At 71.3% G+C, this 25,980-nt stretch carries 28 protein-coding genes, 1 pseudogene and 1 riboswitch; of the genes and pseudogenes, 11 read left to right on the top strand and 18 right to left on the bottom strand.

Annotation, left to right across the window (positions count from 1 at the left end):
- Window positions 1-60: 60 nt before the first annotated feature.
- Complete coding sequence (locus AB0472_RS38715) at window positions 61-561, bottom strand: phosphatase PAP2 family protein (protein WP_366363833.1); 501 nt, start codon at window positions 559-561, stop codon at window positions 61-63.
- Window positions 562-700: 139 nt separating this feature from the next.
- Here AB0472_RS38715 and AB0472_RS38710 point away from each other — a divergent pair, with 139 nt between their 5' ends.
- Together AB0472_RS38710 and AB0472_RS38705 are read left to right on the top strand one after the other, a co-directional pair.
- Window positions 701-2,056, top strand: a complete 1,356-nt coding sequence (locus AB0472_RS38710; protein WP_366363832.1) for an FAD-binding oxidoreductase — start codon at window positions 701-703, stop codon at window positions 2,054-2,056.
- Between the two features lie 25 nt (window positions 2,057-2,081).
- Window positions 2,082-2,837 carry a decaprenylphospho-beta-D-erythro-pentofuranosid-2-ulose 2-reductase gene (locus tag AB0472_RS38705; protein ID WP_366363830.1) on the top strand — a complete coding sequence of 252 codons (756 nt, stop codon included), beginning with the start codon at window positions 2,082-2,084 and terminating at the stop codon, window positions 2,835-2,837.
- Window positions 2,838-2,934: 97 nt separating this feature from the next.
- Here AB0472_RS38705 and AB0472_RS38700 read toward each other — a convergent pair whose 3' ends face one another.
- The 3 genes from AB0472_RS38700 to AB0472_RS38690 all read right to left on the bottom strand — a co-directional run bounded on the left by AB0472_RS38700 (window position 2,935) and on the right by AB0472_RS38690 (window position 6,258).
- Window positions 2,935-3,513, bottom strand: coding sequence for a 2'-5' RNA ligase family protein (locus tag AB0472_RS38700; RefSeq protein ID WP_366363828.1), 579 nt, complete (start codon window positions 3,511-3,513; stop codon window positions 2,935-2,937).
- A 129-nt stretch (window positions 3,514-3,642) separates the two neighbouring features.
- Window positions 3,643-4,656 (bottom strand): tryptophan--tRNA ligase, encoded by a 1,014-nt coding sequence (trpS, locus tag AB0472_RS38695; RefSeq protein ID WP_366363826.1) that lies wholly within the window; start codon window positions 4,654-4,656, stop codon window positions 3,643-3,645.
- A 147-nt stretch (window positions 4,657-4,803) separates the two neighbouring features.
- Window positions 4,804-6,258 (bottom strand): glycine hydroxymethyltransferase, encoded by a 1,455-nt coding sequence (locus tag AB0472_RS38690; protein ID WP_366363824.1) that lies wholly within the window; start codon window positions 6,256-6,258, stop codon window positions 4,804-4,806.
- 32 nt (window positions 6,259-6,290) lie between these two features.
- Window positions 6,291-6,381: riboswitch (ZMP/ZTP riboswitch) on the bottom strand.
- Window positions 6,382-6,485: 104 nt separating this feature from the next.
- Between AB0472_RS38690 and rocD the strand changes: the two genes are divergently transcribed.
- Entirely contained in the window at window positions 6,486-7,691 is a 1,206-nt protein-coding gene (gene rocD, locus AB0472_RS38685; protein ID WP_366363822.1) for an ornithine--oxo-acid transaminase, read from the top strand.
- A gap of 97 nt (window positions 7,692-7,788) precedes the next feature.
- On the opposite strand, the gene AB0472_RS38680 is transcribed toward rocD, so the two are convergent.
- The 3 genes from AB0472_RS38680 to AB0472_RS38670 all read right to left on the bottom strand — a co-directional run bounded on the left by AB0472_RS38680 (window position 7,789) and on the right by AB0472_RS38670 (window position 10,190).
- Window positions 7,789-8,979: a glutathionylspermidine synthase family protein gene (locus tag AB0472_RS38680; protein WP_366363820.1), complete on the bottom strand. Its 1,191-nt coding sequence runs from the start codon at window positions 8,977-8,979 to the stop codon at window positions 7,789-7,791.
- Between the two features lie 7 nt (window positions 8,980-8,986).
- Window positions 8,987-9,331: a hypothetical protein gene (locus tag AB0472_RS38675; protein ID WP_366363819.1), complete on the bottom strand. Its 345-nt coding sequence runs from the start codon at window positions 9,329-9,331 to the stop codon at window positions 8,987-8,989.
- Between the two features lie 241 nt (window positions 9,332-9,572).
- Window positions 9,573-10,190, bottom strand: coding sequence for a TetR/AcrR family transcriptional regulator (locus tag AB0472_RS38670; protein ID WP_366363817.1), 618 nt, complete (start codon window positions 10,188-10,190; stop codon window positions 9,573-9,575).
- A gap of 154 nt (window positions 10,191-10,344) precedes the next feature.
- On the opposite strand from AB0472_RS38670, the gene AB0472_RS38665 reads away from it, so the two are divergent.
- From AB0472_RS38665 to AB0472_RS38655, 3 genes and pseudogenes are all read left to right on the top strand, one after another.
- Entirely contained in the window at window positions 10,345-11,205 is an 861-nt protein-coding gene (locus tag AB0472_RS38665) for an enoyl-CoA hydratase/isomerase family protein (protein WP_366363815.1), read from the top strand.
- 807 nt (window positions 11,206-12,012) lie between these two features.
- A pseudogene (locus AB0472_RS38660) lies at window positions 12,013-12,939 on the top strand (hydrolase); the annotation flags it as partial.
- Between the two features lie 126 nt (window positions 12,940-13,065).
- Entirely contained in the window at window positions 13,066-13,893 is an 828-nt protein-coding gene (locus tag AB0472_RS38655; RefSeq protein ID WP_366363880.1) for a DMT family transporter, read from the top strand.
- Between the two features lie 154 nt (window positions 13,894-14,047).
- Here AB0472_RS38655 and AB0472_RS38650 read toward each other — a convergent pair whose 3' ends face one another.
- On the bottom strand, window positions 14,048-15,520 hold the full coding sequence (locus AB0472_RS38650) for a PLP-dependent aminotransferase family protein (protein ID WP_366363813.1): 1,473 nt from the start codon (window positions 15,518-15,520) through the stop codon (window positions 14,048-14,050).
- Window positions 15,521-15,567: 47 nt separating this feature from the next.
- Between AB0472_RS38650 and AB0472_RS38645 the strand changes: the two genes are divergently transcribed.
- Entirely contained in the window at window positions 15,568-16,065 is a 498-nt protein-coding gene (locus AB0472_RS38645; protein WP_366363811.1) for a carboxymuconolactone decarboxylase family protein, read from the top strand.
- A complete protein-coding gene (locus AB0472_RS38640; RefSeq protein WP_366363809.1) occupies window positions 16,062-16,772 on the top strand; it encodes an isocitrate lyase/phosphoenolpyruvate mutase family protein in 711 nt (236 codons plus the stop codon). The genes AB0472_RS38645 and AB0472_RS38640 overlap by 4 nt, the downstream gene beginning before the upstream one ends.
- A gap of 136 nt (window positions 16,773-16,908) precedes the next feature.
- Here AB0472_RS38640 and AB0472_RS38635 read toward each other — a convergent pair whose 3' ends face one another.
- The 3 genes from AB0472_RS38635 to AB0472_RS38625 all read right to left on the bottom strand — a co-directional run bounded on the left by AB0472_RS38635 (window position 16,909) and on the right by AB0472_RS38625 (window position 18,833).
- On the bottom strand, window positions 16,909-17,559 hold the full coding sequence (locus AB0472_RS38635; protein WP_366363807.1) for a chaplin: 651 nt from the start codon (window positions 17,557-17,559) through the stop codon (window positions 16,909-16,911).
- 130 nt (window positions 17,560-17,689) lie between these two features.
- Complete coding sequence (locus AB0472_RS38630) at window positions 17,690-17,968, bottom strand: hypothetical protein (RefSeq protein WP_366363806.1); 279 nt, start codon at window positions 17,966-17,968, stop codon at window positions 17,690-17,692.
- A gap of 73 nt (window positions 17,969-18,041) precedes the next feature.
- The gene (locus AB0472_RS38625; RefSeq protein ID WP_366363805.1) at window positions 18,042-18,833 is read right to left on the bottom strand and encodes a hypothetical protein; all 792 of its coding nucleotides are present in this window, start codon (window positions 18,831-18,833) and stop codon (window positions 18,042-18,044) included.
- 466 nt (window positions 18,834-19,299) lie between these two features.
- Here AB0472_RS38625 and AB0472_RS38620 point away from each other — a divergent pair, with 466 nt between their 5' ends.
- The 3 genes from AB0472_RS38620 to AB0472_RS38610 all read left to right on the top strand — a co-directional run bounded on the left by AB0472_RS38620 (window position 19,300) and on the right by AB0472_RS38610 (window position 20,687).
- Window positions 19,300-19,773 (top strand): hypothetical protein, encoded by a 474-nt coding sequence (locus tag AB0472_RS38620; protein WP_366363803.1) that lies wholly within the window; start codon window positions 19,300-19,302, stop codon window positions 19,771-19,773.
- Window positions 19,774-19,919: 146 nt separating this feature from the next.
- Window positions 19,920-20,201, top strand: coding sequence for a hypothetical protein (locus AB0472_RS38615; RefSeq protein WP_294007180.1), 282 nt, complete (start codon window positions 19,920-19,922; stop codon window positions 20,199-20,201).
- A gap of 195 nt (window positions 20,202-20,396) precedes the next feature.
- Complete coding sequence (locus AB0472_RS38610) at window positions 20,397-20,687, top strand: hypothetical protein (protein ID WP_093499533.1); 291 nt, start codon at window positions 20,397-20,399, stop codon at window positions 20,685-20,687.
- A gap of 80 nt (window positions 20,688-20,767) precedes the next feature.
- Here the strand turns inward: AB0472_RS38610 and AB0472_RS38605 are convergent, their stop codons facing one another.
- The 7 genes from AB0472_RS38605 to AB0472_RS38575 all read right to left on the bottom strand — a co-directional run bounded on the left by AB0472_RS38605 (window position 20,768) and on the right by AB0472_RS38575 (window position 25,979).
- Window positions 20,768-21,112, bottom strand: coding sequence for a hypothetical protein (locus AB0472_RS38605; protein ID WP_366363801.1), 345 nt, complete (start codon window positions 21,110-21,112; stop codon window positions 20,768-20,770).
- 164 nt (window positions 21,113-21,276) lie between these two features.
- A complete protein-coding gene (locus tag AB0472_RS38600) occupies window positions 21,277-21,561 on the bottom strand; it encodes a hypothetical protein (protein WP_366363799.1) in 285 nt (94 codons plus the stop codon).
- Window positions 21,562-21,692: 131 nt separating this feature from the next.
- On the bottom strand, window positions 21,693-22,085 hold the full coding sequence (locus tag AB0472_RS38595) for a hypothetical protein (RefSeq protein WP_366363798.1): 393 nt from the start codon (window positions 22,083-22,085) through the stop codon (window positions 21,693-21,695).
- A gap of 36 nt (window positions 22,086-22,121) precedes the next feature.
- The gene (locus tag AB0472_RS38590; RefSeq protein ID WP_366363796.1) at window positions 22,122-22,367 is read right to left on the bottom strand and encodes a hypothetical protein; all 246 of its coding nucleotides are present in this window, start codon (window positions 22,365-22,367) and stop codon (window positions 22,122-22,124) included.
- A 152-nt stretch (window positions 22,368-22,519) separates the two neighbouring features.
- A complete protein-coding gene (locus AB0472_RS38585; RefSeq protein WP_366363794.1) occupies window positions 22,520-23,932 on the bottom strand; it encodes a condensation domain-containing protein in 1,413 nt (470 codons plus the stop codon).
- A 124-nt stretch (window positions 23,933-24,056) separates the two neighbouring features.
- Window positions 24,057-24,923: a tyrosinase family protein gene (locus tag AB0472_RS38580; protein ID WP_366363792.1), complete on the bottom strand. Its 867-nt coding sequence runs from the start codon at window positions 24,921-24,923 to the stop codon at window positions 24,057-24,059.
- A 105-nt stretch (window positions 24,924-25,028) separates the two neighbouring features.
- Window positions 25,029-25,979: an ABC transporter substrate-binding protein gene (locus tag AB0472_RS38575; RefSeq protein ID WP_366363790.1), complete on the bottom strand. Its 951-nt coding sequence runs from the start codon at window positions 25,977-25,979 to the stop codon at window positions 25,029-25,031.
- Window position 25,980: the final 1 nt, after the last annotated feature.

The following is a 25,980-nucleotide window of genomic DNA, read 5'->3' as shown; positions in this document are numbered from 1 at the left end:
TCCGTCCGGCCCTCCGCCGGTGCCGTTCCGGCGGCCTCCGCCGCGGCGGCGTGCGCGGTCTCAGTCACGGCCGCCTCCGCTCATCCAGCGCGCCCCGGCGCGGGCGGTGAGCGCCCCGAGGGCCGCACCCGCCGCCACGTCGGTCGGGAAGTGCACGCCGACGACCAGCCGGGACAGGCACATGGCGGCCGCGAGCGGCGCGAGGGCGGGCACCCCGAGCGCGCCGAAGGCGACGGCCGCGGCCGCGGCGGAGGTGGCGTGCGAGCTCGGGAAGGAGTGCCGGCCCGCGGTGCGCACCCGCGGCCGGACGTGCCCGGGGCGTTCCCGGCGCACGACCCGTTTGACGCCGATGCTGCCGAGGTGCGCGACCGCGACGAGCGCCGTGCCGCGCAGCCAGGCGCCGCGCCGCGCGCCGTCCACGGCGGCCCCGGCGAGGCCCGCCGCGAGCCAGAGCGCGCCGTGCTCTCCGGCGAGGGAGAGACCGCGCGCGGCCGACGCGACGCGTGGATCGGCACCGCAGGCGTGCAGTGCGGAGAGGATCCGGTGGTCCATGTCGTCCATTGGACTCACTGTTCACCTTCATCGCGCCAAAGCTACGACCATATTGAGCGACATTCGGATAATCACCCGTTTCGGGGAGTCAGGCGATCTCCCGTGGCCAATAGCGCTAATTCCCCATAACGGGCGTTACGGTCGCCGTATGTCTGCAGAGACCGTCCCCGTCACCGGCTGGGGCCGCACGGCCCCCACCGCCGCCCTCCTGATCCGCCCCCGGACCTACCAGGAGGCGGCGGACGCGATCCGGAACTGCGGGGCGCGCGGCGGTATCGCGCGGGGCCTCGGGCGGGCCTACGGGGACGCCGCGCAGAACGCCGGCGGTGCCGTGCTCGACATGACGGGCCTGGACCGCGTTCACGCCATCGACGCCGACGGCGGCACCGTGCTGTGCGACGCCGGGGTCTCGTTGCACCGCCTGATGGAGGTGCTGCTGCCGCTCGGCTGGTTCGTCCCGGTGACCCCTGGGACCCGCCAGGTGACGGTGGGCGGCGCGATCGGCGCCGACATCCACGGCAAGAACCACCATGTCTCGGGATCGTTCTCCCGTCACGTGCTGTCCTTCGAACTCCTCACCGCCGACGGCCAGGTCCGCACGGTGAGCCGCGGCACCCCGCTGTTCGACGCGACGGCCGGCGGCATGGGGCTGACCGGAGTGATCCTCACGGCGACCGTCCGCCTCCTCCCGGTCGAGACGTCGTACATGTCCGTCGACACCGAACGCGCCGCCGACCTCGACGACCTGATGGCCCGCCTGACCGGGACCGACCACCGCTACCGCTACTCGGTCGCCTGGATCGACCTGCTCGCACGCGGGGCGGCGACCGGGCGCGCGGTACTCACCCGCGGCGACCACGCGCCCAGGGAGGCGCTCGCCGGGAACCGCCGCGCCGGGCGCGCGCCGCTGGCCTTCCGCCCCCGCGAGCTGCCCCCCGCCCCGGCCCTCGTCCCCGACGGCCTGCTCGGCCGCACCACCGTCGGCCTCTTCAACGAGCTCTGGTACCGCAAGGCGCCCCGCGCCCGGGTCGGCCAGCTCCAGCGCATCTCCGCGTTCTTCCACCCCCTGGACGGCGTCCCGCACTGGAACCGCGTCTACGGCCGGGCAGGCTTCGTCCAGTACCAGTTCGCCGTCGGGCACGGCCAGGAGGCCGCCCTGCACCGGATCGTGGCCCGGATCTCCGAGCGCCGCTGCCCGTCCTTCCTGGCCGTCCTCAAGCGCTTCGGCGAGGCCGACCCCGGCTGGCTCTCCTTCCCGGTGCCCGGCTGGACCCTCGCCCTCGACATCCCGGCCGGGCTGCCCGGTCTCGGCACCTTCCTCGACGAACTCGACGAGGAGGTCGCGGGCGCCGGCGGCCGTGTCTACCTCGCCAAGGACGCCCGGCTCCGTCCCGACCTGCTCGCCGCGATGTACCCGCGGCTCGCCGACTTCCGCGCCCTGCGCGCGGAGCTGGACCCCCGCGGGGTCTTCGTGTCGGACCTGTCCCGCCGTCTCGGTCTCTAGTCCTCCTCCAGCCCTAGGAGTTGCCGTGAAGGACGCCTTCGGAATGCCCCAGTCCCTGCTCGTCCTCGGCGGTACGTCGGAGATCGCGCTGGCCACCGCGCGCCGTCTGATCGCCCGCCGTACCCGCACGGTCTGGCTGGCCGGCCGCCCCTCCCCCGGCCTCGAACACGCCGCCGAGCAGCTGCGCGCCCTCGGCCCCGACGTCCACACCGTCCCCTTCGACGCGCTCGACCCCGAGTCCCACGAGACGGCCCTCGGCAAGGTCTTCGCCAACGGCGACATCGACCTGGTCCTGCTCGCCTTCGGCATCCTCGGCGACCAGGCCACCGACGAACGCGAGCCGGTGAACGCCGTGCGCGTCGCCCGGACCAACTACACGGGCGCGGTCTCGGCGGGCCTGGTCGCCGCGCGGGCCCTGCAGACCCAGGGCCACGGCTCCCTGGTCGTCCTGTCCTCCGTCGCCGGCGAACGCGCCCGCCGCGCCAACTTCATCTACGGCTCCAGCAAGGCGGGCCTGGACGCCTTCACGCAGGGACTGGGCGACGCACTGCACGGCACGGGCGTGCACGTGATGGTCGTACGGCCCGGTTTCGTCCGGACGAAGATGACGCGGGGCCTGCCCGAAGCCCCGCTCGCCACCACCCCGGAGGCGGTGGCGGCGGCGATCGAACTGGGCCTGCGCAGGCGCTCGGAGGTGGTGTGGGTACCGGGCATGCTGCGCGTGGTGATGTCGGCACTGCGGCACGTGCCGCGGTCGGTGTTCAGGAGGTTGCCCATCTGATGCCGCCCACGGGGACGCGCCCCCTCGGGGGCGCTGGGGGACCCAGGGCCGAAGGCCGGGGCAGGAACTGCGCGATCAGCCCCCAGCGGCCGGCAGGCTACCGACTCGCGATGCTCCCCCGCTCCGCGTGCCCCACCTGAGGCGGCACGACGGGGCCACCGAACACGTACTCCCGCAGCTTGCGCCACACCCCGTCCGCGCCCTGCTCGTACAGCGCGAAGCCCATGCACGGCCACCCGGCCTCGAAGTCCGCGAGCTCGGCGAACGCCCGGTCCATGGCCGCCTCGTCGATCCCGTGCGCGACGGTCACGTGCGGGTGGTACGGGAACTGCAGCTCACGGTCGAGCGGCCCGGACGCGTCCCGGACCTGCTGCTGCAGCCAGGCGCAGTCGTCCGCGCCCTGGACCACCCGGACGTACACCACGGGCGACAGCGGCCGGAACGTACCGGTCCCGCACAGCCGCATCGGGAACGGCCGGCCGATGGCGGCGACCTCGCCGAGATACGCCTCCACGGTCGGCAACTCGGCGGAGCCGATCTCCGTCGGCGGCAGCAGGGTCACGTGCGTGGGGATGCCGTGGGCCGCGGCGTCGCCGAAGCCCGCGCGCCGCTCCTGGAGCAGGCTGCCGTGAGGCTCCGGGACCGCGATCGACACGCCGATCGTTACGGTCCCCACGTCATCTCCCGTCGGTCGTGATGGGCGGACGATGTCGGGTTCGTACCCGGGCGTCCGGCTATCGACTGTACGGCCACGGCCGCCTCCCGGGCAGCCGTGGCCGAAGTGATGTGCAGCGCTTCGCCCCGCTCAGTGCTTGGCGGGCAGGAAGCCGACCCTGTCGTAGGCCTGGGCCAGGGTCTCGGCCGCGACGGCACGGGCCTTCTCGGCACCCTTGGCGAGGATCGAGTCGAGGGTCTCCGAGTCGTCCAGGTACTGCTGGGTGCGCTCCCGGAACGGGGTGACGAAGTCGACCATGATCTCGGCGAGGTCCGTCTTGAGCGCGCCGTACATCTTGCCCTCGTACTCCTGCTCAAGCTCGGCGATCGACTTGCCGGTGAGGGTGGAGTGGATGGTGAGCAGGTTGGAGACGCCCGGCTTGTGCTCGGCGTCGTAGCGGATCACGGTGTCGGTGTCCGTGACCGCGCTCTTGACCTTCTTCGCGGTCGCCTTCGGGTCGTCGAGGAGGTTGATGAGGCCCTTCGGCGTGGACGCCGACTTGCTCATCTTGATCGACGGGTCCTGGAGGTCGTAGATCTTCGCCGTCTCCTTGAGGATGTACGGCTTCGGGATGGTGAAGGTCTCGCCGAACCGGCCGTTGAAGCGCTCGGCGAGGTCGCGGGTGAGCTCGACGTGCTGGCGCTGGTCCTCGCCGACCGGGACCTCGTTGGCCTGGTAGAGCAGGATGTCGGCGACCTGGAGGATGGGGTACGTGAACAGGCCGACGCTCGCGCGGTCGGCGCCCTGCTTGGCCGCCTTGTCCTTGAACTGGGTCATCCGGCTGGCCTCGCCGAAGCCGGTGAGGCAGTTCATGACCCAGGCGAGCTGGGCGTGCTCGGGGACGTGGCTCTGCACGAAGAGGGTGCAGTGGTCGGGGTCCAGGCCGGCCGCGAGCAGCTGGGCGGCGGCGAGGCGGGTGTTGGCGCGCAGGTCGGCGGGGTCCTGCGGGACCGTGATCGCGTGCAGGTCCACGACCATGTAGAAGGCGTCGTGGGACTCCTGGAGGGCTACCCACTGGCGGACGGCGCCGAGGTAGTTGCCCAGGTGGAACGAGCCGGCGGTGGGCTGGATGCCGGAGAGCACGCGGGGTCGGTCAGAGGCCATGCTCACCATTCTCTCAGAGGGGGAGGGGGTGGTCGGCCCATGAGGGGTGGGGTGGTTTCGGGGCGCGGGGGACTGCGGGTCGCATGTGGTTGCTCGCGCAGTCCCCCCCGCGCCCCTGACCGGGGCGCCGCCCCTGACCGGGGTCGATCAGCCGAGGTCGATCTCGGGGTACAGCGGGAAGCCCGCGACCAGGTCCGTCGCACGCTGGGCGATCTCCGTCGAGACCTTCTCGTCGAGGACGTGGGAGGCCTTGGACGGGGCGCCGGACTTCGTGGTGCCGGGCTCCGTGGCGGTCAGGACGCGGTCGATCAGGCCCGCGACCTCGTCCATCTCGGCCGTGCCGAGGCCCCGCGTGGTGAGCGCAGGGGTGCCGATGCGGATACCGGAGGTGTACCAGGCGCCGTTGGGGTCCGCGGGGATCGCGTTGCGGTTGGTGACGATGCCGGAGTCGAGGAGGGCCGACTCGGCCTGCCGGCCGGTGAGGCCGTACGACGTCTCGACGTCGATCAGGTTCAGGTGGTTGTCGGTGCCGCCGGTGACCAGGGTGGCGCCCCGGCGCATCAGGCCCTCGGCCAGCGCGCGCGAGTTGTCCACGATCCGCTGCGCGTAGTCCTGGAAGGCGGGCTGCCGGGCCTCGGCGAGGGCGACGGCCTTGGCGGCCATGACGTGCGGGAGGGGGCCGCCGAGGACCATCGGGCAGCCGCGGTCGACCTGGTCCTTGAGGGAGTCGTCGCACAGGACCATGCCGCCGCGCGGGCCGCGCAGCGACTTGTGGGTGGTGGTGGTGACGATCTGGGCGTGCGGGACCGGGTCGAAGTCGCCGGTCAGGACCTTGCCGGCGACCAGACCGGCGAAGTGGGCCATGTCGACCATCAGCGTGGCGCCGACCTCGTCGGCGATCTCCCGCATGATCCGGAAGTTCACCAGGCGGGGGTAGGCCGAGTAGCCGGCGACGATGATCAGCGGCTTGAAGTCACGGGCCTGGGCGCGCAGCGCGTCGTAGTCGATCAGGCCGGTGGCCGGGTCGGTTCCGTAGGAGCGCTGGTCGAACATCTTGCCGGAGATGTTCGGGCGGAAGCCGTGCGTGAGGTGGCCGCCGGCGTCCAGGGACATGCCGAGCATCCGCTGGTTGCCGAAGGCCTGGCGCAGCTCGGCCCAGTCGGCCTCGGAGAGGTCGTTGACCTGGCGGGCGCCGGTCTTCTGGAGGAAGGGAACCTCGACACGGTCGGCGAGGACGGCCCAGAAGGCGACCAGGTTGGCGTCGATGCCGGAGTGCGGCTGGACGTAGGCGTGCCGGGCGCCGAACAGCTCGCGGGCGTGCTCGGCGGCGAGCGCCTCCACGGTGTCGACGTTGCGGCAGCCGGCGTAGAAGCGGCGGCCGACCGTGCCCTCGGCGTACTTGTCGCTGAACCAGTTGCCCATCGCGAGCAGGGTCGCCGGGGAGGCGTAGTTCTCGGAGGCGATCAGCTTGAGCATCTCGCGCTGGTCGGCGACCTCCTGGCCGATGGCGTCGGCGACCCGCGGCTCGACCGCGCGGATCACGTCGAGGGCGGCACGGTAGGCGGTGGACTCGGTGGACAGGGGCGCGGACTTGTCTGACATTCGGGACCTCCGGACATGGCGTACGGCATTCACGGTTCGGCCCAGGCGCACGGCACTCGGTCACGGCACGGGCCGCTCCCCGATGGTCGGTCCCATCCCAGCGCGCCAGTCACGGCCCGTGGATCACATTACCGGGCACGCCGGGCCCGAGGGCCGTGGCGTCCACCAGTCGGGCAGGGGCAGAAGGTAGGAAAGGGGGCAATCCCGCCGTGTCCTCTGGAGTCGCCGTGACCACTACGGAAGCCCTCGTCGCCGCCGCCGACGCGCACAGCGCGCACACCTACGACCCGCTGCCGGTGGTGATCGCGACGGCCGAGGGCGCCTGGATGACGGACGTCGAGGGGCGCCGGTACCTGGACTTCCTGGCCGGCTACTCGGCGCTGAACTTCGGACACGGCCACCCGCGGCTGGTCGCGGCGGCGAAGGCGCAGCTGGAACGGGTGACGCTGACGTCGAGGGCGTTCCACCACGACCGGTTCGCCGCGTTCTGCACCGAGCTGGCCGAGCTGTGCGGGATGGAGACGGTGCTGCCGATGAACACGGGCGCGGAGGCCGTGGAAACGGCGGTGAAGACCGCCCGGAAGTGGGGCTACCGGGTCAAGGGCGTGCCGGCGGGGAGGGCGAAGGTCGTGGTGGCGGGCGGGAACTTCCACGGCCGTACGACGACCGTGATCAGCTTCTCCACGGATCCGGAGGCACGGGCGGACTACGGGCCCTACACGCCGGGCTTCGAGATCGTGCCGTACGGCGACCTGACCGCGATGCGTGCCGCGGTGACCGGGAACACGGTCGCGGTGCTGCTGGAGCCGATCCAGGGCGAGTCGGGAGTGATCGTGCCGCCGGAGGGCTACCTGGCCGGGGTGCGGGAGCTGACCCGCGAGCGGGACGTGCTGTTCGTCGCGGACGAGATCCAGTCCGGGCTGGGGCGGACCGGGCGGACGTTCGCGTGCGAGCACGAGGGGGTCGTACCGGACGTGTACGTCCTCGGGAAGGCGCTGGGGGGTGGGGTGCTGCCGGTGTCGGCGGTGGTGGCGAACGCCGAGGTGCTCGGGGTGTTCCGGCCCGGCGAGCACGGGTCCACCTTCGGGGGCAGTCCGCTGGCCTGTGCGGTGGCACTGGAGGTGATCGCGATGCTGCGGACCGGCGAGTTCCAGGAGCGGGCGGCCGAACTGGGGGACCTGCTGCACCGGCGGCTGGCGGAGATGACCGGGAGCGGCCGGGTGACGGCGGTGCGGGGGCGGGGGCTGTGGGCCGGGGTGGACGTGGATCCGGAGGCCGGCTCGGGACGGGCGGTGGCGGAACGGCTGATGGAGCGGGGGGTGCTGGTGAAGGAGACGCACGGGGTGACGGTGCGGGTGGCGCCGCCGCTGGTGGTGGCGGAGGAGGATCTGGAGTGGGGGGTGGAGCAGTTGTGGGAGGTGCTGAGTGTGTAAGGGGGGTGCCGCCGAAGGTCGGGCGGCGAGTGCCGCGCCGTCGTGGCTGGTCGCGCTCCCTCCCCCAGCCTTCGGCCGGGGGTACCCCCGGCGCCCCTCAGCCGGCCGGAATCACGTGCGGCAGGAAGCGGGCGTAGTCGTCCGTCACCAGGCCCGACGACTCACGTATGCCCAGGCCCGCCGGCTCCTCCCCCACCACCCAGGCGCCCAGCACCACGTGGTTGCCGTCGAAGTCGGGGAGCGGGGCCAGTTCCTGGTAGCAGCAGGGCTCGTCGCGGACGACGGGCTCCGCGCCCGGCGCGTGGACGCGCACGCCCGCGCCCTCGCGGCCCAGCAGCGGCTTGCTGACGTATCCGCGGCCGGCCGCCAGCTCTCGCGGTCCGTCGAGGTAGGCGGGGAGGAGGTTCGGATGGCCGGGGTACAGCTCCCAGAGGACCGCCAGCAGGGCCTTGTTGCTGAGCAGCATCTTCCAGGCGGGCTCGATCCACATCGTGGTGCCGGTGCCGCCGCCGTTGTCGAGGGTGCCGAGGACGTGGGGGGCGAACGGGTCGGTGGTGAGCCACTCCCACGGGTAGAGCTTGAAGCAGCTGCGGATGAACTGGAGCCGGTTGTCGACGAAACGGCCGGAGAGGGTGTCCCAGCCGATCTCCTCCATGGGGATCCAGTCGGTGGCGAGGCCCGCCTGGTCCGCCGTCTCCTTGAGGTACGCGACCGTCATCAGGTCCTCGCCGAGTTCGTCGGCGGACGAGTGGGCGAAGTGCAGCGGGGCGCCGGGCGGGAGGAGGGGGGCCTGCTTCCGCCAGGCGGCGACCAGGCGTTCGTGGAGGCTGTTCCACTGGTCGGCGCCCGGGAAGCGGTCCGCCATCCAGAACCACTGCGCCGACGCGGCCTCCACCAGGGAGGTGGGGGTGTCGGCGTTGTACTCAAGGAGCTTCGCCGGGCCGGTGCCGTCGTAGCGCAGGTCGAAGCGGCCGTAGAGGGAGGGGAGTTCGGCGCGGCGGTGCCAGGACTCGGTGACGGCCGCCACCACGCGCGGGTCGGTGATGCCCAGATCGGCGAAACGGTTCTCCTTGACCATGTGCGCCGCCGCGGCCAGGCACATGGCGTGCAGTTCCCCGACGACCTCCTCCAGCGCCTCCACCTCGTCGAGGGTGAAGGCGTAGTAGGCGCTCTCGTCCCAGTACGGGCGCAGGGTGCCGTCGGGGTGCCGGGTGAGAGGGTAGATCAGGCCCTGCTCCTCGACGGTCCGCTGCCAGCCGGGGCGGGGTTCGGTCGTACGGCGTTCCACGGCGCGGTCAGCCGCCGGAGCTGCCGTGCTCGCCGCCGAAGCCGCCCCGCTCGACGCCGTGGCGACTGCCGAAGGAGCCACCCGAGCCGCTGCGCGGCTTGGTGAAGGAGCCGCCGCTGACCCAGCCGCTCTTCTTCTTGCCGCCGTAGTAGTAGCCCGCGTCGACGGCGGACCCGGCCGAGGTGCAGTTCTTGTCGGAGACGACCTGGTAGCCCTTGGCCGCGGTGTAGCTGTCGCGGTCGACGCAGCGCTTGTCGGGGTCGGCGGAGCAGGAGGTCAGAGCGGCGGCCAGCAGGCCCACACCGCCGAGGACGACCGTGCCCGAGCGCAGTTGCCGGCGTGCGTCCGCCATGTTCGTTCTCCCCCGTGCGATCCGATGTCAGGCGAAAGCTTAGAGGTCGCGCAGACAGGTGCTGTGGGGGCCTCGGCGGCCCCGCACGGCTGGGCGTGGACACCGTCCGCTTCGGCCGGAGCGACACCCCACTCCTGCACTCGCGGCCGGGGCTGAAATCCGACGACGCGATCACCGCCGCCGGGTCGACCACTCCTTTCGGCCGCTTCGGCACCGCCGAGGAAGCCGCCGCCTCGGCCCTTTACGAGGGAGCGTCCGTCTGCCGGCGTGCCGGGGTCGAGAAGGCGGCGAATGCAGCGTCCAGCAGTTTGCCGAGGTCCTCTTGGCCGTCGCTCGCACTCCACTGCCCGAGGACGATCCACAAGACTTCGAGCGCCGCCGCTACACGAACGTTGGCGATGACCGATGACCCGTCGGTCGAGGAGGTTGTCTTCTGCAGTCGGGCGACGATCTCTGGCCGCCATTCAGCCTGCTTCTCGCGGAGGCGTGCGCACAGGGCTGGGGTCTGCTCGATGAGGCCGAGGATCGTCACGAGTTCCTGGACGTCGCGCACGAGGAACCTCACGGCTGACTCCAGGGCGTTGCGCAGCCTGCTCCAGTCGTCCTGGTCGGCCCGCTCGGCATCGAGCGCGTCAGTGATGACGTCACCGAAAGGGTCGAAGACGAACAGGACCACGTCTTCCTTGGTGCCGAAGTAGCGCAGGAAGGTGCTCCGCGACACTCCGGCGGCTTCGGAGAGGTCGGCGAAGGTGACCTGGTTGAAGCCGGTGAGGCAGAACCGGTTGAACGCGACGCGGGCCAGCTCTGCTCGCACCGCGTGGCGGCTGATCTCACGGGTACCGACTGGCGCTGCGCTCATGGGGACGAGTGTACTCCGACACACTCGTTTGCTTCTTCGGACACAGGTTTCTAACCTGATACTCAGTGTCAGTCGCGATACTGAGATTCGCGACGCTGTCCCCGGCCGGCGGCCCGGTCACAGGCCGTCCCTAACCGCGATATGGAGCCACCTCATGAGCTACGAAGACCTCCCCGCCCTGACGATCGACGTCTCGGACGGGGTCGCGACGGTGACAATCGATCACCCGCCGCTCAATCTGATGGACGCGGTCCTCCTGCCGTCACTCCGGGCATTCGTCGCGCGTGTGCGGGACGACGGGGACGTCCGCGTCATCGTCTTCGAGAGCGCCGACCCGGAGTTCTTCGTCGCACACGGCGACATGGCCTACCTCACCGACCCCGACGCGCTGCCTGCGGCCACTCGCGCCGCGATCGCGGCCGCGCCGGGCTCCACCGTCCCGGAAGGCCTGAACATCCTCCAGGCGATGAGCGAGGAGGTCCGCTCGCTGCCGCAGGTCACCATCGGCAAGCTCGCGGGCTTCGCGCGCGGCGCGGGCAACGAGTTCTTCATGTACCTGGACATGCGATTCGCGGCGATCGGCAAGTCGGGGCAGGGGCAGCCGGAGTCCTTGATGGGGATCCTCCCCGGAGGCGGCGGCACGGTGAACATGACGCGCCTGGCAGGAAGGGCCCGCGCGCTGGAGCTCATCCTCGGCGCCGAGCTCGTGGGCGCGGAGCTGGCGGAACGGTACGGCCTGATCAACCGCGCCCTGCCCGCCGCAGAACTCGATTCCTTCGTCGACACCCTCGCCCGACGGATCGCCGGCCTCCGGCCCGAGGTGATCCCCATCACGAAGGCTGCGGTCGACGCGGTCGCGCAGCCGATTCCGCGTGCGGCGTACGCCGTTGAGAACGAGGGCCTGTTCGCGGCGTTCGGCGATGAGGTCACCGAGCTCGCCCACAAGCTGCTCGCCGCTGGTATCCAGACCCGCGAGGGCGAACGGGACCACGAGCGCATCGCCAACAGCATCTGAGTGCCCAAGCTCTCGCCATCCGTGCGCAGAGGCTCCGTGGGAAGGGTTCCTCAGCCATGGCCGGCACGCGCCCTGTCGAGTGGTCAGGTCGACCACCCTGGTTCGCCGGGCCTGTCGGGAGAACGACCGGCTGAAGCGCCGGAAACGGCGGGCAGGGGAGCGGATGGCGCAAGTAGCCGTAAGCTTGACAACGCTGTCCGGCCGCGCGGACAGGCGCGGTTGGGAAGGTAGACAGCCGAGCGGGCACAGGTCTCGTTGATCATGGAGTTGCTGACGCTCTGTGATCACCGAGGAGACCTGTGCCTGTGCCTGCATCATGGCCGACCGAGCCGCTCTGGGACCGGTTCGCGGTCCTGCTGCCCGAGCGGCCGGAACACCACCCGGACCATCCACCGATGTCAACGCATTCTCCGGCCTCACCGGCACGATCATCACCGTGCGCAGCCCGATCCGGCGAGCATGGATGACTCACCGCCGGGGACACGCCCGAAACCCTGACCATGACCGCACCCCTTTCCGCGCCACCTCTCGGACGAGCGGTTTCGAGAAGTCGCCGGAAGGCGTGCGGCAGCGACTTGTCATGCACAGGTAAGAAAACCATGTGAAGTCGCCGGTCCCCGGCCGGCCCGCCGCATCCCGCCGGTACCGTCCAGCTGTCCACGGCTGGACGATCGACTTCGGACTCTACGCGCGAAGAACAAGTCCGGTCCCCAGACATGCACTTCTCGCTACGCGCGCAGAACGACTCGCGACGCACCACCCGCACCGCCATCCCTCTCGTACCCCCCACCGATGGAGGAATGACAGATGCCCGGCTTCGCCGTACCGCACCGCACGCTCACCACGGCCCTGGCCCTGCTCGGCCTGCTCGCCGCAGGCGCCGCCGTCCAGGCCACCGGCGCCGCGACCCCCGCCCACGCGGCCACCACCTACCGCGTCCTGTTCGACGACGGCCACGCGGAGGAGGCCGGCAACGCGGACTGGATCATCTCCACCAGCAAGCCCGACCCGCTCGCCCAGGACTCCTCCCCGTCCTCCGACAAGGACTGGACCGGCGCGCTCTCCTCGTGGGGCATCGCCCTGCAGAAGACCGGCGACTACAGCCTGAAGACCGCGACGAGTGCCCTCACGTACGGGGGTTCGTCGACGACCGACCTGTCGAAGTTCGACGCCCTGGTGCTGCCCGAGCCCAACACGAAGTTCACCACCGCCGAGAAGACGGCGATCATGAACTTCGTGAAGAACGGCGGCGGGCTGTTCATGATCTCGGACCACTCCGGGGCCGACCGCAACAACGACGGCTACGACGCGGTCGAGATCCTCAACGACCTGATGACGAACAACAGCGTCGACCCGACCGACCCGTTCGGGTTCTCGATCGACTCGCTGGACATCGGCTCCGGCTATCCGAAGGCCATCAGCGACAGCGGCAACGCCGTGCTGAACGGCTCCTTCGGCACGGTCACCAAGAGCCTGATCGCCGACGGGACGACCGCCACCCTCAAGCCCGCGGACAACTCCGCCGTCAAGGGCCTGGTGTACCGCAGCGGCTACTCGGGCAACACCGGCGCCTTCTTCGCCACCAGCACCTTCGGCAGCGGCCGGGTCGCCTTCTGGGGCGACAGCTCGCCCATCGACGACGGCACCGGCCAGTCCGGCAACACGCTGTACGACGGCTGGAACGACAGCGGCGCCACCAACGCCGCCCTCGCCCTCAACGCCACCGCCTGGCTCACCCGCGCCGGCTGAGGTCCGGGACGCCCGAGGGGCGGGTCCGGAATCGCCCCGGACCCGCTCCTTCTTACCTTTCCTCGCGATCACCGCACGCCCCTCCCCTACAGTCCCTCTGTGCTCTTCGGAATGGTGTGTGCCCTCGCGGCCGCGATCTGCTTCGGTACGGCGACGGTCCTGCAGGCGGTGGCCGCGCGGGCGGCCGGTGACGGCGCCGGCGGCGAGGCCGCGCTGCTGCTGCGGGCCGTGCGGCAGTGGCGGTACGTCGTCGGACTGGGTCTTGACGGGCTCGGCTTCGTGTTCCAGATCCTGGCGCTGCGGGCGCTCCCCATCTACGCGGTGAGCGCCGCCCTGGCGTCGTCGCTCGCGGTGACCGCGGTGGTCGCGGCGCGGCTGCTGCGCGTGCGGCTGAGCGGGGTGGAGTGGGCCGCGGTGGGGGTCGTGTGCGCGGGGCTCGCGATGCTGGGGCTGGCGTCGGGCCCGGAGGGCGACCGGGCCGGGTCCGCGACGTTGAAGTGGGTGATGCTCGGGACCGCGGTGGGGGTACTGCTGCTCGGGCTGGCCGGCGGGCGGCTGACCGGGCGCGGCCGGGCGCTGGTCCTCGGCCTCGGGGCGGGGTTCGGGTTCGGCGTGGTGGAGGTGTCGGTACGGCTGATCGACACCCTGCGGCCGGCCGGGCTGCTCACCGACCCCGCGACGTATGCGCTGCTGGTCGGGGGTGGGGGCGCCTTCATGCTGCTGACCTCGGCGCTGCAGCGCGGCTCGGTGACCACGGCGACGGCCGGCATGGTCATCGGGGAGACGATCGGCCCGGCGGCGATCGGGGTGGTGTGGCTCGGGGACCGCACCCGGGAGGGGCTGGCCTGGCTCGCGGTGCTCGGTTTCGCGGTGGCCGTGGCGGGGGCGCTGGCCCTGGGCCGGTTCGGGGAGGCACCGGCCACGGCCGAGGAGGGGTGAACCCGCGGCCCGCGGGCGGCCCCCGCCGTCAGTCGGTCACGGCGTCGCGGGTGCGCCGGTAGTGGCGTCGGGCCTTCATGTGGCTCGTGAACGCCCTGCACGGCATCAGACCGGTGACACGGTGGGTGGGCGGCCCCACAAGCGCCGGGGGAATTCAGGCGGCGCCGGTCACAGCCGGGTCGGACAGCACCGCGCACAGGATGTCCAGCGCGCCCGACCAGGCGTGGTCGGGCGGCGTGCCGTAGCCGAGGACGAGGGCGTCGGGGGGTACGACGGCCGCGTCGGGATGGCGGTGGCGCGGGGTGAGGCTCTCGACGGCGAGGCCGCGGTCGGCGGCGGCCCGGATCACCCGCTCCCGGGTGCCGGGCGGCAGCAGCAGCACCGCGTGCAGGCCCGCCGCGATGCCGGTGACCCGGATCGCCGGGGCGCGCTCGGCGAGGGCCCTGACCAGGGCGTCGCGGCGCCGCCGGTAGCGGGACCGGGCGGCGCGGACGTGCCGGTCGTAGGCGCCGGAGGTGATGAACTCGGCCAGGGTCAGCTGTTCCGGTGCGCTGCAGGTGTCGACGCCGCCCTTGAAGGCCGTCACCTCCGCGGCCACCGCCGGGGGCAGCACCATCCAGGCGAGCCGCAGCCCGGGCGCCAGGGACTTGCTGGCGGTGCCCAGGTAGACCACCTCGTCGGGGGCGAGGCCCTGGAGGGCACCGACGGGCCTGCGGTCGTAGCGGAACTCGCCGTCGTAGTCGTCCTCCAGGACCAGGCCGCCGGTGCGCCGCGCCCAGTCCACGACGGCCGCCCGCCGGTCGTGGTGCAGCGGCACGCCCATCGGGAACTGGTGGGAGGGGGTCAGCAGCAGCGCGGCCGGGCCCTTGGCCAACCCCGCGGGGTCCGTGCCGAGTTCGTCGAAGGGCAGCGGGACCTGGCGGAGACCGGCCGCCGTGAGCAACTGCCAGTGCTCGTCGAGGCCGTACGACTCCACGGCGACCGTGTCCGCCCCACGGGCCCGCAGCATGCCGCCGAGCAGGCTCAGGCCGTGCGAGAACCCGGCGCAGATCACGATCCGTCCGGGGTCGGCGCGCACGCCCCGGGCGCGGGCGAGGTAGGCGGCGAGCGCGGTGCGCAGTTCGGGCCGGCCGCGCGGATCGCCGTAGCCGAAGGCCTCGTTGGGGGCGGCGGTGAGGGCGCGGCGGGCGGCCTTCAGCCACTCGGTGCGCGGGAATGCGGAGACGTCGGGGAAGCCGGCGCGCAGGTCGTAGGCGGGCCGGTGGGCCGCCGTTCCCGCGGGGGGCTCCGCCCGCCGTACCGGCGCCACGCCCGCCGCGACCCGGGTGCCGGAGCCCTGCCGGGCGGTGAGCCAGCCCTCGGCGACCAGGTCGGCGTAGGCGTCGGCGACGGTGTTGCGGGCGATGGCCAGGTCGGCCGCGAGGGAGCGGGAGGAGGGCAGCCGGGTGCCGGGGAGCAGCCGACCGCTGCGCACGGCCTCGCGCAGCGCGTCGGTCAGGCCCCGGCGCAGGCCCGGACCGGCGGCCGGCTCCAGGTGGAGGTCGATGCCCAGGGCGGCCCGCGTGAGCCGGGTGGGCCGGGTGGCCGAAGTGGGCCGGGGCGGCGGAGTGGCCCATGCGTTCTCCATGGAAATGGACCATACCCCTGGGCTGCCTGGCACCTAGTGTCGGCATCATGAGCACTCAGGAAAACGCCGAGTACACCCCCGAGCACACCCCCCGCCTCCCCTGGGCCCAGCACGCGCCCGAGGTCTACAAGGCGATGGTCCGTCTCGACGGTGCCGCCCGTAAGGGCCTGGACGCCAAGCTGTTCGAACTGGTGAAGATCCGCGCCTCGCAGCTCAACCACTGCGCGTACTGCCTCGACATGCACACCAAGGACGCGCTCGCGGCGGGCGAGAGCATCGCACGCATCGTCCAGCTCAGCGCGTGGGAGGAGTCGAAGCACTTCTACACCGCGCAGGAGCTCGCCGCGATCGAACTGACCGAGGCCGTCACGGTGCTGACCGACGGCTTCGTGCCCGACGAGGTCTACGAGCGGGCCGCGAAGCACTTCGACGAGGTGCAGCTGACGCAGCTGATCGCCTCGATCATCGTGATCAACTCCTGGAACCGGTTCGCCGTGACGACCCGCATGGTCCCCGGGCACTACACGCCGGGACAGCACGGGTGAACAAGGCCGAGACCTTCCGGGCGCTGCACCACGGGCGCCCGGCCGGCGATCCCCTGGTGCTGCCCGGCCCGTGGGACGCGGCGAGCGCGCGGGCCCTGGTGGCGGCCGGGTTCCCGGCGCTGGCGACGCCGAGTGCCGGGGTGGCGGCGAGTCTGGGGTACGCGGACGGCAGCACTCCGGCGGCGGAGATGTTCGCGGCGGTGGCGCGGATCGCGCGGGCCGTGGACGTTCCGGTGTCGGCGGACGTGGAGGACGGTTACGGGCTGGCGCCGAAGGAGCTGGTCGAGCGCCTGCTGGAGGCCGGGGCGGTCGGCTGCAACCTGGAGGACTCCAGCGGGGGTGTCCTCAAGGACCCGCACGAGCACGCCGAGTGGCTGGCCGAGGTCCGCTCGGCCGCGGGTGACCGGCTGTTCCTCAACGCCCGCGTCGACACCTTCGAACGCGGCACCGGCGATCCGGACCAGGCGGTCGAGCGAGCCGCGCTGTACATGGCGGCGGGCGCCGACTGCGTCTACCCGATCGGCGCCCCCACCGCCGTCCTCCCCCGTCTGCGCGCCGGCATCGAGGGACCGCTGAACATGTACGCCCGTGTGGACGGCGAAGGCCCCTCGCCCGCCGAACTCGGCGAACTCGGGGCCACCCGCGTCACGTTCGGACCGGGCCTGCTACGACGGGCCCTCGGGTCGCTGGACGCGCTGCCGCGCTGAGCGCTCCGCGAGTGCCGGCCGTCGACTGCGGCGCCGCCGTGGCCGGCCGCGCAGTTCCTCCCCCAGCCTTCGGCCGGGAGTACCCCCGGCGCCGCTTCGGGGCGCTGCCGAGCCGCGGCGGACTTCGCCGGACCGCTCAGACGTACGACGCGCTGCCCGCCCCGGGGCGGAAGCGCCGGTAGAGCACCACGCCGGTCGCCAGGGAGGCCAGGCTCACGGCGGCCGGCGCCCAGGGGCTGGCCGCGCCGGTGTGGGCGAGCGTGCCGGTCGTCCGCTGCTGCACGACGGTGGTCCGCCTTGGGTGCGTCTTGGCCGGGTGCTGCGGCTCGTGGTGCACCCGCGGCGTCGACGGGGTGGACGGTACCGGCGCGTCGGGCTCGTCGGAACCGTTGCTCGACTCGTTGCCGAAGACGGGGTTGAGGAGGCCCACCAGGTTCGCGCTGTTGCCGCTGACGTTCACGGGCACGTGGACCGGGACCTGGATGAGGTCGCCGGAGAGAACTCCCGGCGAGTCGTGGGCGGTTCCGTCGGCCGTGGACCGGCCCGACGTGCTGGAGCCCGCCTTGCCCGGTGCCTTGTGCCCCTCGTTGGAGCACTTGTTGCCCATCGCGGGGTTCAGCAGCCCGACCACGTCCACGGTGTTCCCGCACACGTTCACCGGGATGTCCACCGGCAGCTGGATGGTGTTGCCGGACGCCACTCCGGGCGAGTTGCTCGCGGTGCCTTCCGCGGCGGAGTCGGCGTGCGCCGTCCCCGCGACTGCCATCGCGCCAGAGGCGACGGCCATGGCGATCACACTGTTCCGGGTAACCCGTTTCATGGGGTACCTGCCCTTCCAGACGCGTCGCGGGCGGTCACCCGGACTCGGTGAGGTGTTGGGGGGATCACTGAGGAGAGAAGAGGGGCGGTCTGGCGGCTCAGAGCGCCTGGTTGTTGCAGCCCATGTCCGAGCCGAGGTGGCTCTGCTGCGCGCCGGGGTTCCCCTCGCCGTTCAGCAGGTTGCCCGCCAGGCCGGTGAGGGCGCCGACACTGCCGAGCACCTCGATGTTCATGTCGTGGGAGCGGCACTCGGTGCCCTGGGTGACGTCGATGTCGTGGCCCGGCTCACCGTGTGCGAAGGCGGTGCCGCCGCCGAACGAGCCGACGCTGCCGAGGACGGCGGCGCCCACGAGGACCGCCTTGTGGAACTTGCGCATGGGTTCTCCGTAGGTCGAGCGGACAGGGATCCGCTACGGGTCGATGAAGGGTGCGGACGGTGGCGGGAGGGCGTCAGCCGAGGCGGGGAAGCCCCAGCTGGCCGACGGGAGGCGCCGCGACCTGGCCGAGTCCGACCGGTGCGAGCCCGGGCACGCCCGGCGCGCCGAGCACGGGGTTGATGAGCGGGTTCACCTGCGGGTTCACCTGGGGGTTCACCTGCGGGGTGACGCGCGTCGGGCCCTCCGGTGCGTAGCCCTGGGGAACGGCCAGCTGCGGGGCGACCTGCGGCATGACCTGGGGCATGACCTGCGGGACGACCTGCGGCGGGGCGGCCTGCTGCTGGGGCTGGGGGTACTGCGGGGCCGGCGCGTACTGCTGCTGCGGGTAGGCGGGGGCGGCCTGCGGCTGCGCGTACTGCTGGGGCGGCGGGGCCTGCTGGTACTGCGGCGCCGGGGCGTACTGCTGCTGCGGGTACGCGGGCGCGGCGGTGGCCTGCGCCGAGCCCTGCGACGAGGCCGAGGCGGCGGCGTAACCGGTCTGCTGCTGCGGGTACTGCTGGGGCGGCGGGGCCTGCTGGTACTGCGGGGGCGGCGGCGCCTGCTGGTACTGGGGCGGAGCGGCCTGCTGCTGCGGGTACGCCGGGACGGTGGCCTGGGCCGAGCCCTGGGTCTGGCCGGCCGCGTAGGGTCCCTGCGGCGGAGCGGGTGCCGGGGGCGGGGCCTGGGGATACGGCTGGTCCGGAGCCGGCGCCGGAGCCGGACCGCCGTACCCGACGGGAGCGTCGGCATAGCTGACGCCCGCGCCGATGGCGGACAGTCCGCCGGCCGCCGCCAGAACGAGCGCGGCCTTGTGAAGCTTGCGCATGAAACCCTCGGCCCTTCGATACCTGGAGATGAGAAAGTCCATTGCGTTCGGTGCGGTCGCGCGTGCGGACGGTGCGGTAATGACACTGCACTCTCAGCAGCGGTACTCCCGAGCAGCACGCGAACCTCGCATCGGAGCCGGCGGCGATTCGCCTCGTTCTCTTCAGGTCCTCGGCCGCTGCCCTCTCCCCACCGGAACGAGGAATGTCGGGCGATGGTCACGGGAATTCGGCATCGCGTCACCCAATTGCCGTCACCGATCCGGACGTTGCCGCTCATATGCCTTTCGGCAAACGGGTGACACGGCACCGCGCCCGTATCCGGGTCCGCATGCCCCTCGTTGCCCACGGGGTGAGGGCGAAGGGGCATCCCAGCCGCCCGGTGCGGCGATAAAGCGATAACCGCGCTGCCTCATCAGTCATTTCATCAGGTTCCGTGCACAGATCAAATGAAGAGCCGAGGATTCCATGCGCAAGTTTCGGCAAGTCGCGCTCATCGTCGCGGCAGCCGGCGGTCTGACCGCTGTCGGTGCCGCCCCCAGCTCCGCCGCCCCCGTCTCCTACGGGACCGGACCGACTCCCCTGTCGCAGCCGGACGCCCAGGCCGCCGCGGCCACCTCCGCCCAGGCGACCGCGCAGACGTACGGCACGCCGGCCCAGCAACAGGCCCCGCAGCGCGGCACAGAGGTCGCCCCGCAGCTCAACCCCCAGCTGAACCCGCAGATCAGCCCCCAGATCTCGCCTCAGGCGCCGCAACAGGCGCAGGGCGGACCGGTGGAGCAGAACAACCTGTTCCGTCCGTACCAGGAGTGCAGCCCGCAGTCCCTGCTCGACGCGAACGTCCCGGTCGCCCTGCTCGCCGCCTCCCAGACCCGGGGCGTCGACTGCACCCAGGCCAACAGCCAGTCGAACGCCCTGGCCAGCGCGCAGTACCAGGGCTGACGCCCGTTCGACTTTTCGGGTGTTTCTGCCGTGTATCGCAGAGAACAGCGCGTCGTTGCCGGATTTGCCCTATTAGGTACTAATCTCCGGTAATTGTAAAAAGTCGATCTTCCACAGATCGCAACCCCCCACTCCACGGAGATGACATGCGCAAGCTTCGCAACGCTGCCGTCCTGGTCGCCGCCCTGAGCAGCATCGGCCTGGTCAGCGGTACGGCTTACGCCGGCGGCGAGGGCCACGGGCACGGCGACAAGTTCAACATCACCCAGAGCTCGCACTGCAAGTCGCACGACCTGAACCTCGACGTCCTCGGTGAGGTCGGCCTGCTCAACGGCCTGCTGGGCAGCGCCCTGAACGGTGAGGGCAACCCGGGCGCCCAGGCCACCAACCTCGGTTCGACGATGGGCTGCAACAACAGCGCCTTCTGAGGCCGGCAACAGCAGCACTGAATGGTCCCGGCGCCCGGCGCCGGGACCATTCGTGTGTGCAGGCGAGTGGGCAAAGCAGCGAAATACAGGGGTATTCGGCGCGTCGCGCGGTTGTCTCGGGTATTTCGTATCAGCCTTTATGACACAGATCGCGACTTCCCGCAGATCGCATCCACCTCGTTCATCGGAGATGACATGCACAAGCTCCGCACCGCCGCCGTTCTCGTCACCGCATTCGGGAGCTTCGGGCTCCTCGGCGCCGGCGCCGCTCACGCCGACCAGGGCTGGGGCAAGAAGGGCGACGAATTCAACATCCAGCAGAGCAGCAGCTGTAAGTCGCACGACCTGAACCTCGACATCCTCGGCGAGGTCGGCATTCTCAACGGCCTGGGCGGCAACCTGCTGAACGGCGAGGGCAACTCGGGTGCGCAGCAGTCGTCCCTGGGCTCGAGCATGGGCTGCAGCAACAGCGCGTTCGGTAAGTAGTAGGACCAAACGACAGTCCCCGGTTTCCCGGCCATCGGCCGGGAAACCGGGGACTGTCGTTTCCGTACTCCTCAGAGCCCTCAGAACTCGACGTGCGGCCTCTTGAAGCCCTTGGGCAACTCGGCCTTGTTGGAGCAGTCCACGACCTCCCCGACGCCGTGTGATCCCTCACTCCCCAGCTGGTCGTCCGGGAACACCACGCGCGGACGGTCCGAGGTCGAGCAGTCCTGCGCCTGCTTGACGACATGCGTGCCGTTCTTGTCGATATGCGTCTCGCTCTTGTGGACGCAGACGGTGCCGCCCTGGGCGGTCGTCCTGCAGTCGCCCGGGGACGGGTCCGCGTACGCGTGCCCGGCGCCGACACAGAGCGCGGCGAGACTTCCGACGAGCCCCGAGACGGTGGCCATCTTCCGTGCAGTGATCATGAGTTGTCTTCCTCTGCGAAGGTCGACGCAAAGCAGCCCGGACGCATACCTCGACGGAGTCGGGGTGCGTCCGGGCTGCTTTCGCCATGGTGGTCACTCAGCACACCGGCGAGCGGACCGAAACGGTGCCGGCGCGGGATACCGAGTTCGTGCGGGGTGCGTTTTTACTCGCCACCCTGGTTCTGGTCGTAACCGCCCTGCTCGGGGCCGGAGTTCCCCTGCTCCTGCGGCTGCGCCTCGGGCTGGGCCTCGGGCTGCGCCTGCGGCTGGGCCTGCGGAGCGGCGTAGTAACCACCGCCGACGGCCAGGGCGTTGGCCGTCGAGTTCGCCACGGCGGTGATCTGCGGGGGCGCGTCCTCGCCGCCGGCGGCGGAGCTGACCCCGGCACCGAGGAAGGAGAGCCCCGCAACCGTCGCCGCTACGAGTGCGACGCGCTGAAACTTACGCATGATTGACCCTTTCTGGTCCAGGCGGTAGCGCCCGGCTCGACTACTTAATGTGAGCATATACACACACTCCGTAGTCAACGGGGGATCTGCGCCCGCCATGTTGCGCATCAGCCCCGTCTGCCGTATTGGCGCTACCGGCCACCGACCGGAAGGATCCGGCCCATGACACCGAACGGGTCGGCGGGCGACTCCGGCTCGTCGCCCTTCTCCACGGGCGCCACCCCGACGGTTCCGGGGGAACAGGTCACCTCGGGCCCGAGCCGCTCCGTGCCCTGACCAAGGACCGCGGGCAACTGCACGGGCTGCACAGGCTTGCAGGTCTCCTGGTGCGGAATGGATCCGCCCTCGGGAACCTCACCCCTGATCCGCTGGGTGCAGGTGAGGTTGCCCATGAGATCGTCGGTGCACTTCCCCGGACCCGCCGCGGCGTACGCCGGGACGAGGCCGGCACAGGCCACGGCGAGGCCGCCGAGGAGCCCCGAGACAGCCGCGATCTTCTTCCCGCTGATCTTCCCGCTGAACATGTGATGCGCTTCCTGTCGTGAGGACACCCGCCGAACTCAGCCGCCGAAGGCCTGGTTGTACTGGCCGCAGGTGGTGTCGAGGGTGTCGGCGAGGCCGAGCACACCGATCGGGACGTCGTTCTCGGACACCGTCTGCGGGCTGCACTCCTGGTAGGGGCGGTAGTGGTTGGACACCTGTGGCCCACTGTCGTAGGAGTCGGCCACGGCGGGGGTGGCGCCGACGGCGGACAGACCGCCGGCCGCCGCCACTGCTGCGATCACGACCTGCTGAAGCTTGCGCATGGAACCCTCGGTCCTTTGCTCATACAGCGAATTGATTGCCTAGCGTGATGGCGTGAACACTAGCAGTAGCGGGACAAGGGGTTCCACAACGGACATCCACCCCCAGGGTGACATAGCAACACATAATCACCTTATGGATGGGGAGAGTTGGGTCAGGAGAGCGCCAGCTCCGCGGGCCGCGGGCGGCCGGTCGCGGGCACGGACAGGATCAGGTCCCGCAGGCGCTCGACGTACCGCCGCACGTTCTTGTAGGCGATGTCGGTGTCCGGGTAACGGCAGGCGAACCACAGGCCCTCGTGCAGCCGGTTGACCCAGGCGCAGACCTGGTCGCCGTACGAGACCCGGAGCAGCCCGTACGCCTTCTGCTCGGCCCAGTCGGCCGCGCCGGGGATGAGACGGGCGTCCACGTACGAGATGATCGAGTACATGTCGGGCGAGGTCGGCCTGAAGTCCGCGCCGAGCAGCCGCAGTACGCGGGCGAGCGGGATGCGGGCCAGCGACCGGTTGGCACGCAGTTCGGCGCGGACCGTGTCGAGCGCGGTCTCCAGGTCCCGTGCCGCGGGCACCTCGATGGGTGCGCCGCCGACGTACCAGCCCACCGAGTCCGACCACGCGGACTTCAGCCGGGTGTGGAACGGCACGACGGTGCGGTACACCGGCTGGCCGCCGAGTTCGTGGACGATCAGGCTGGTCGCGGCCAGGATGCCCACCAGACTGCCGCCGTAGGGACGGCAGTACGCCTCGAACGCGGCAGCGGCGTCCGCGTCGACGAGCGGCTCGCACACCAGCCTCTGGGTGGGCAGCACCCCGCCGGGTTCGAGACCGAGGTCGACGGGGAACTCCGGGAGCCGGCCGCCGCACCGGGCGATGAACTCCCGCCAGCGCGCCACGATCGCGTGTGCGTCGTCGATGCCGTCCGCGTTCGCCCGCTCCTGCTCGCAGAAGTCGACGTAACTCCCCACGGACGGAGCGGTGACGGGGCTTCCCGCGACGGCCGCCGCGTACAGCGCGTTGATCTCCTCGGGGAGCCGGTGGATCGAGTAGGCGTCGACGTTGGTGTGGTCGAAGGCCATGTACACGCTGGTGGAGTCCTCGCGTACGACGGCCGTGTAGATGAGGTTCGGCCAGCCGAGCGCGTCCGCCGCGGCGTCGAACCGATCCTGCAGGTACCGGGTGAGCGCCCCCGCGTCGGTGAACTCGCCGACCACCTCGCGGTGCAGGGACACGTCGCTCTCGGCGAGCGTGAAGCGCTGCATGTCGTCACCGGCCCACCGGAAGCCGCTGCGCAGCGTCTCGTGCCGCAGTGTCCAGCCGCGCAACGCCCCTTCCAGGGCGTCGAGATCGACCTTGCCCGGCAGGTCGAACGCGGCACCCAGCCAGGTCGGCACGAACAGCCCGTCCTCGCGCACCGACCGGGCCGTTCTGATGTGCGACTCCTGGATGTACGCCGGCGGCCGCGGATCCGGCGGCAGTGCCGCCGCGGCCGCGATCGTCACCGGGCTGAACCTCCACTCGACGAGCCGTCCGGGCCGGATCTCACAGCGCTGGATGTCAGAAATTCGCACGGTGGCTCTCCTTCGCAGAAGACACCAGCTTCATCATCAACGGCGAGCCGTACGCGCGCGATGATCGCTGTGTCGCCGTGAGTTCAGCGGGATGTGTGACATCTCGAACGGACAAGCGCACCGCCTACTCGTACCTGTAGATCCCGTGCACGTCCTCCAGTTCGGCCGGAGTGACGTTCCAGGGCGGCAGCTGCTGGTGCCGGGCCACCACCCGGCCGTGCTGGGGATCACCCGCGCCCGGGGGCTCGGCGGGGAGGTAGGTGTGGCCGGGGTGCCGGCGCTGCCAGCGGGTCCACAGCAGGTCGACGAAGGAGTGATGCAGCCAGAAGACCGGGTCGTTGACGGACGCGGCACTGACCATCACCCCGCCGACCCAGTGGTGGACCCGGTTGTGGTTCTGCCAGGAGACGCTGCCCCGGCCGCTCCCCCAGCCCTCCAGCTTGTTGCGGTACCCGTGGGTGACGGCCGAGTTCCAGGGCCAGCTGTCGTAGACCGGGTCGGCCAGCGCGGACTCGACGTCGCGGCCGGTCGGCAGCTGGATCGGGGCCCGGGCATGGCCGAGGTCGCGGGTGAGGTAGTGCACGTCGGTCACGTTCTCGGTGATCTTCCAGTGGCCCGCCCGGTAGGCGAACGGGCCCGTCATCACCTGCCGGTCCGAGCGCCGTCCGTTGCCGCCGAGCAGATCATCGGCCCATGGCGGGGAGTCCGGCGCCCGGTCCCGGGTCCAGTCCCAGTACGGCACCGTCACCGACGCGTCCACCCTGCGCAGCGCCCGCTCCAGTTCGAGCAGCAGCTTGCGGTGCCAGGGCAGGAAGGAGGGCGCCATGTGGGCGGTGCGCAGCCGGTGTTCCCGGTCGGCGGAGTTGTGCGCGATGTGGATCCGCACGAACTCGTCGTACTCACCTCGGCGTTTGACCTCCAGCACCGCGTCCACGAACCGGCGCCGCTCGGCTCGGGTCAGCCTGTTGACGTTCTTGCGCGTGTAGACCACGTACGCCTCCCTCGGGCATCGGCCGGAGGGGTAACCGCCGGACATACCTTCGGGTCACCGGTCTACGGCCGGACCGGTGACGCGGCGGCAGGCCCGGCGGCCGGTTCAGGACAGCCAGCTCTTCCACACGTCGGGGTGGCCGTCCACCCACTTCCTGGCGGCCTCCTCGGGGCTGAGCTTCTGGTCGGCGATCATCAGGGAGACCTGGTCCTGGTCCTCGGTCGTCCACGTGAACTTCTTCAGGAAGGCCGCGGCCCTGCCGCCGCTGTGCGCGAAGGAGGTGTTGAGGTACTTCTGCAACGGGGTGTGCGGGTACGCGCAGGCGACCTTGGCCGCGTCGGCGTCACAGCCCTCCTTGTAGGCGGGCAGCCTCACCTCGGTCATCGGCACCTTCTTGAACAGCCACTGCGGCGCGTACCAGTAGGTGAGGAAGGGCCTCTTCTCCTTGGCGAACTGCTTGATCTGGGTGATCTGGGCGGCCTCGGACCCGGCGAAGACGACCTGGTAGTCCAGTTTCAGGTTGCTCACCAGCGCCTTGTCGTTGGTGACGTACGACGGTGAGCCGTCCAGGAGCTGCCCCTTGCCGCCGCTCTCCGCGGTACGGAAGAGCGAGGCGTACTTGTTCAGGTTCTTCCAGTCCGTGATGTCCGGGTGCTGCTTGACGAGATAGGTCGGCACGAACCACCCGATGTGCCCGGTGACCCCGAGCTCCCCGCCCCGGCTGATGGTCTTCTTGTCGTCGACGTACCGCTTCTCCTGGTCCGGGTGCCCCCAGTCCTCCAGGATCGCGTCGACGCGGCCCTGGCTGAGCGCGTCCCAGGCCGGCACCTCGTCGACCTGCACGGTGTCGACGCGGTAGCCGAGCTTGTGCTCGAGGAGGTACTGGGCGACAGCCACATTCGACTGCGCGCCGACCCAGGACTGCACGGACAGGGTCACGGTGTTCGAGCCCTGCGCGTCGGCGAACGGCGAGGCCTGCCTGGTCATGTCGGCGGCACCGCACCCGGTGGTGAGCACGAGGACGGAGACGGCGGCGACGAGTGTCGTACGGCGCATG

The sequence above is a fragment of the Streptomyces sp. NPDC086777 genome (assembly GCF_040702065.1).
GTDB lineage: Bacteria > Actinomycetota > Actinomycetes > Streptomycetales > Streptomycetaceae > Streptomyces.
This window is presented reverse-complemented; position numbering and strand designations above follow the sequence as displayed.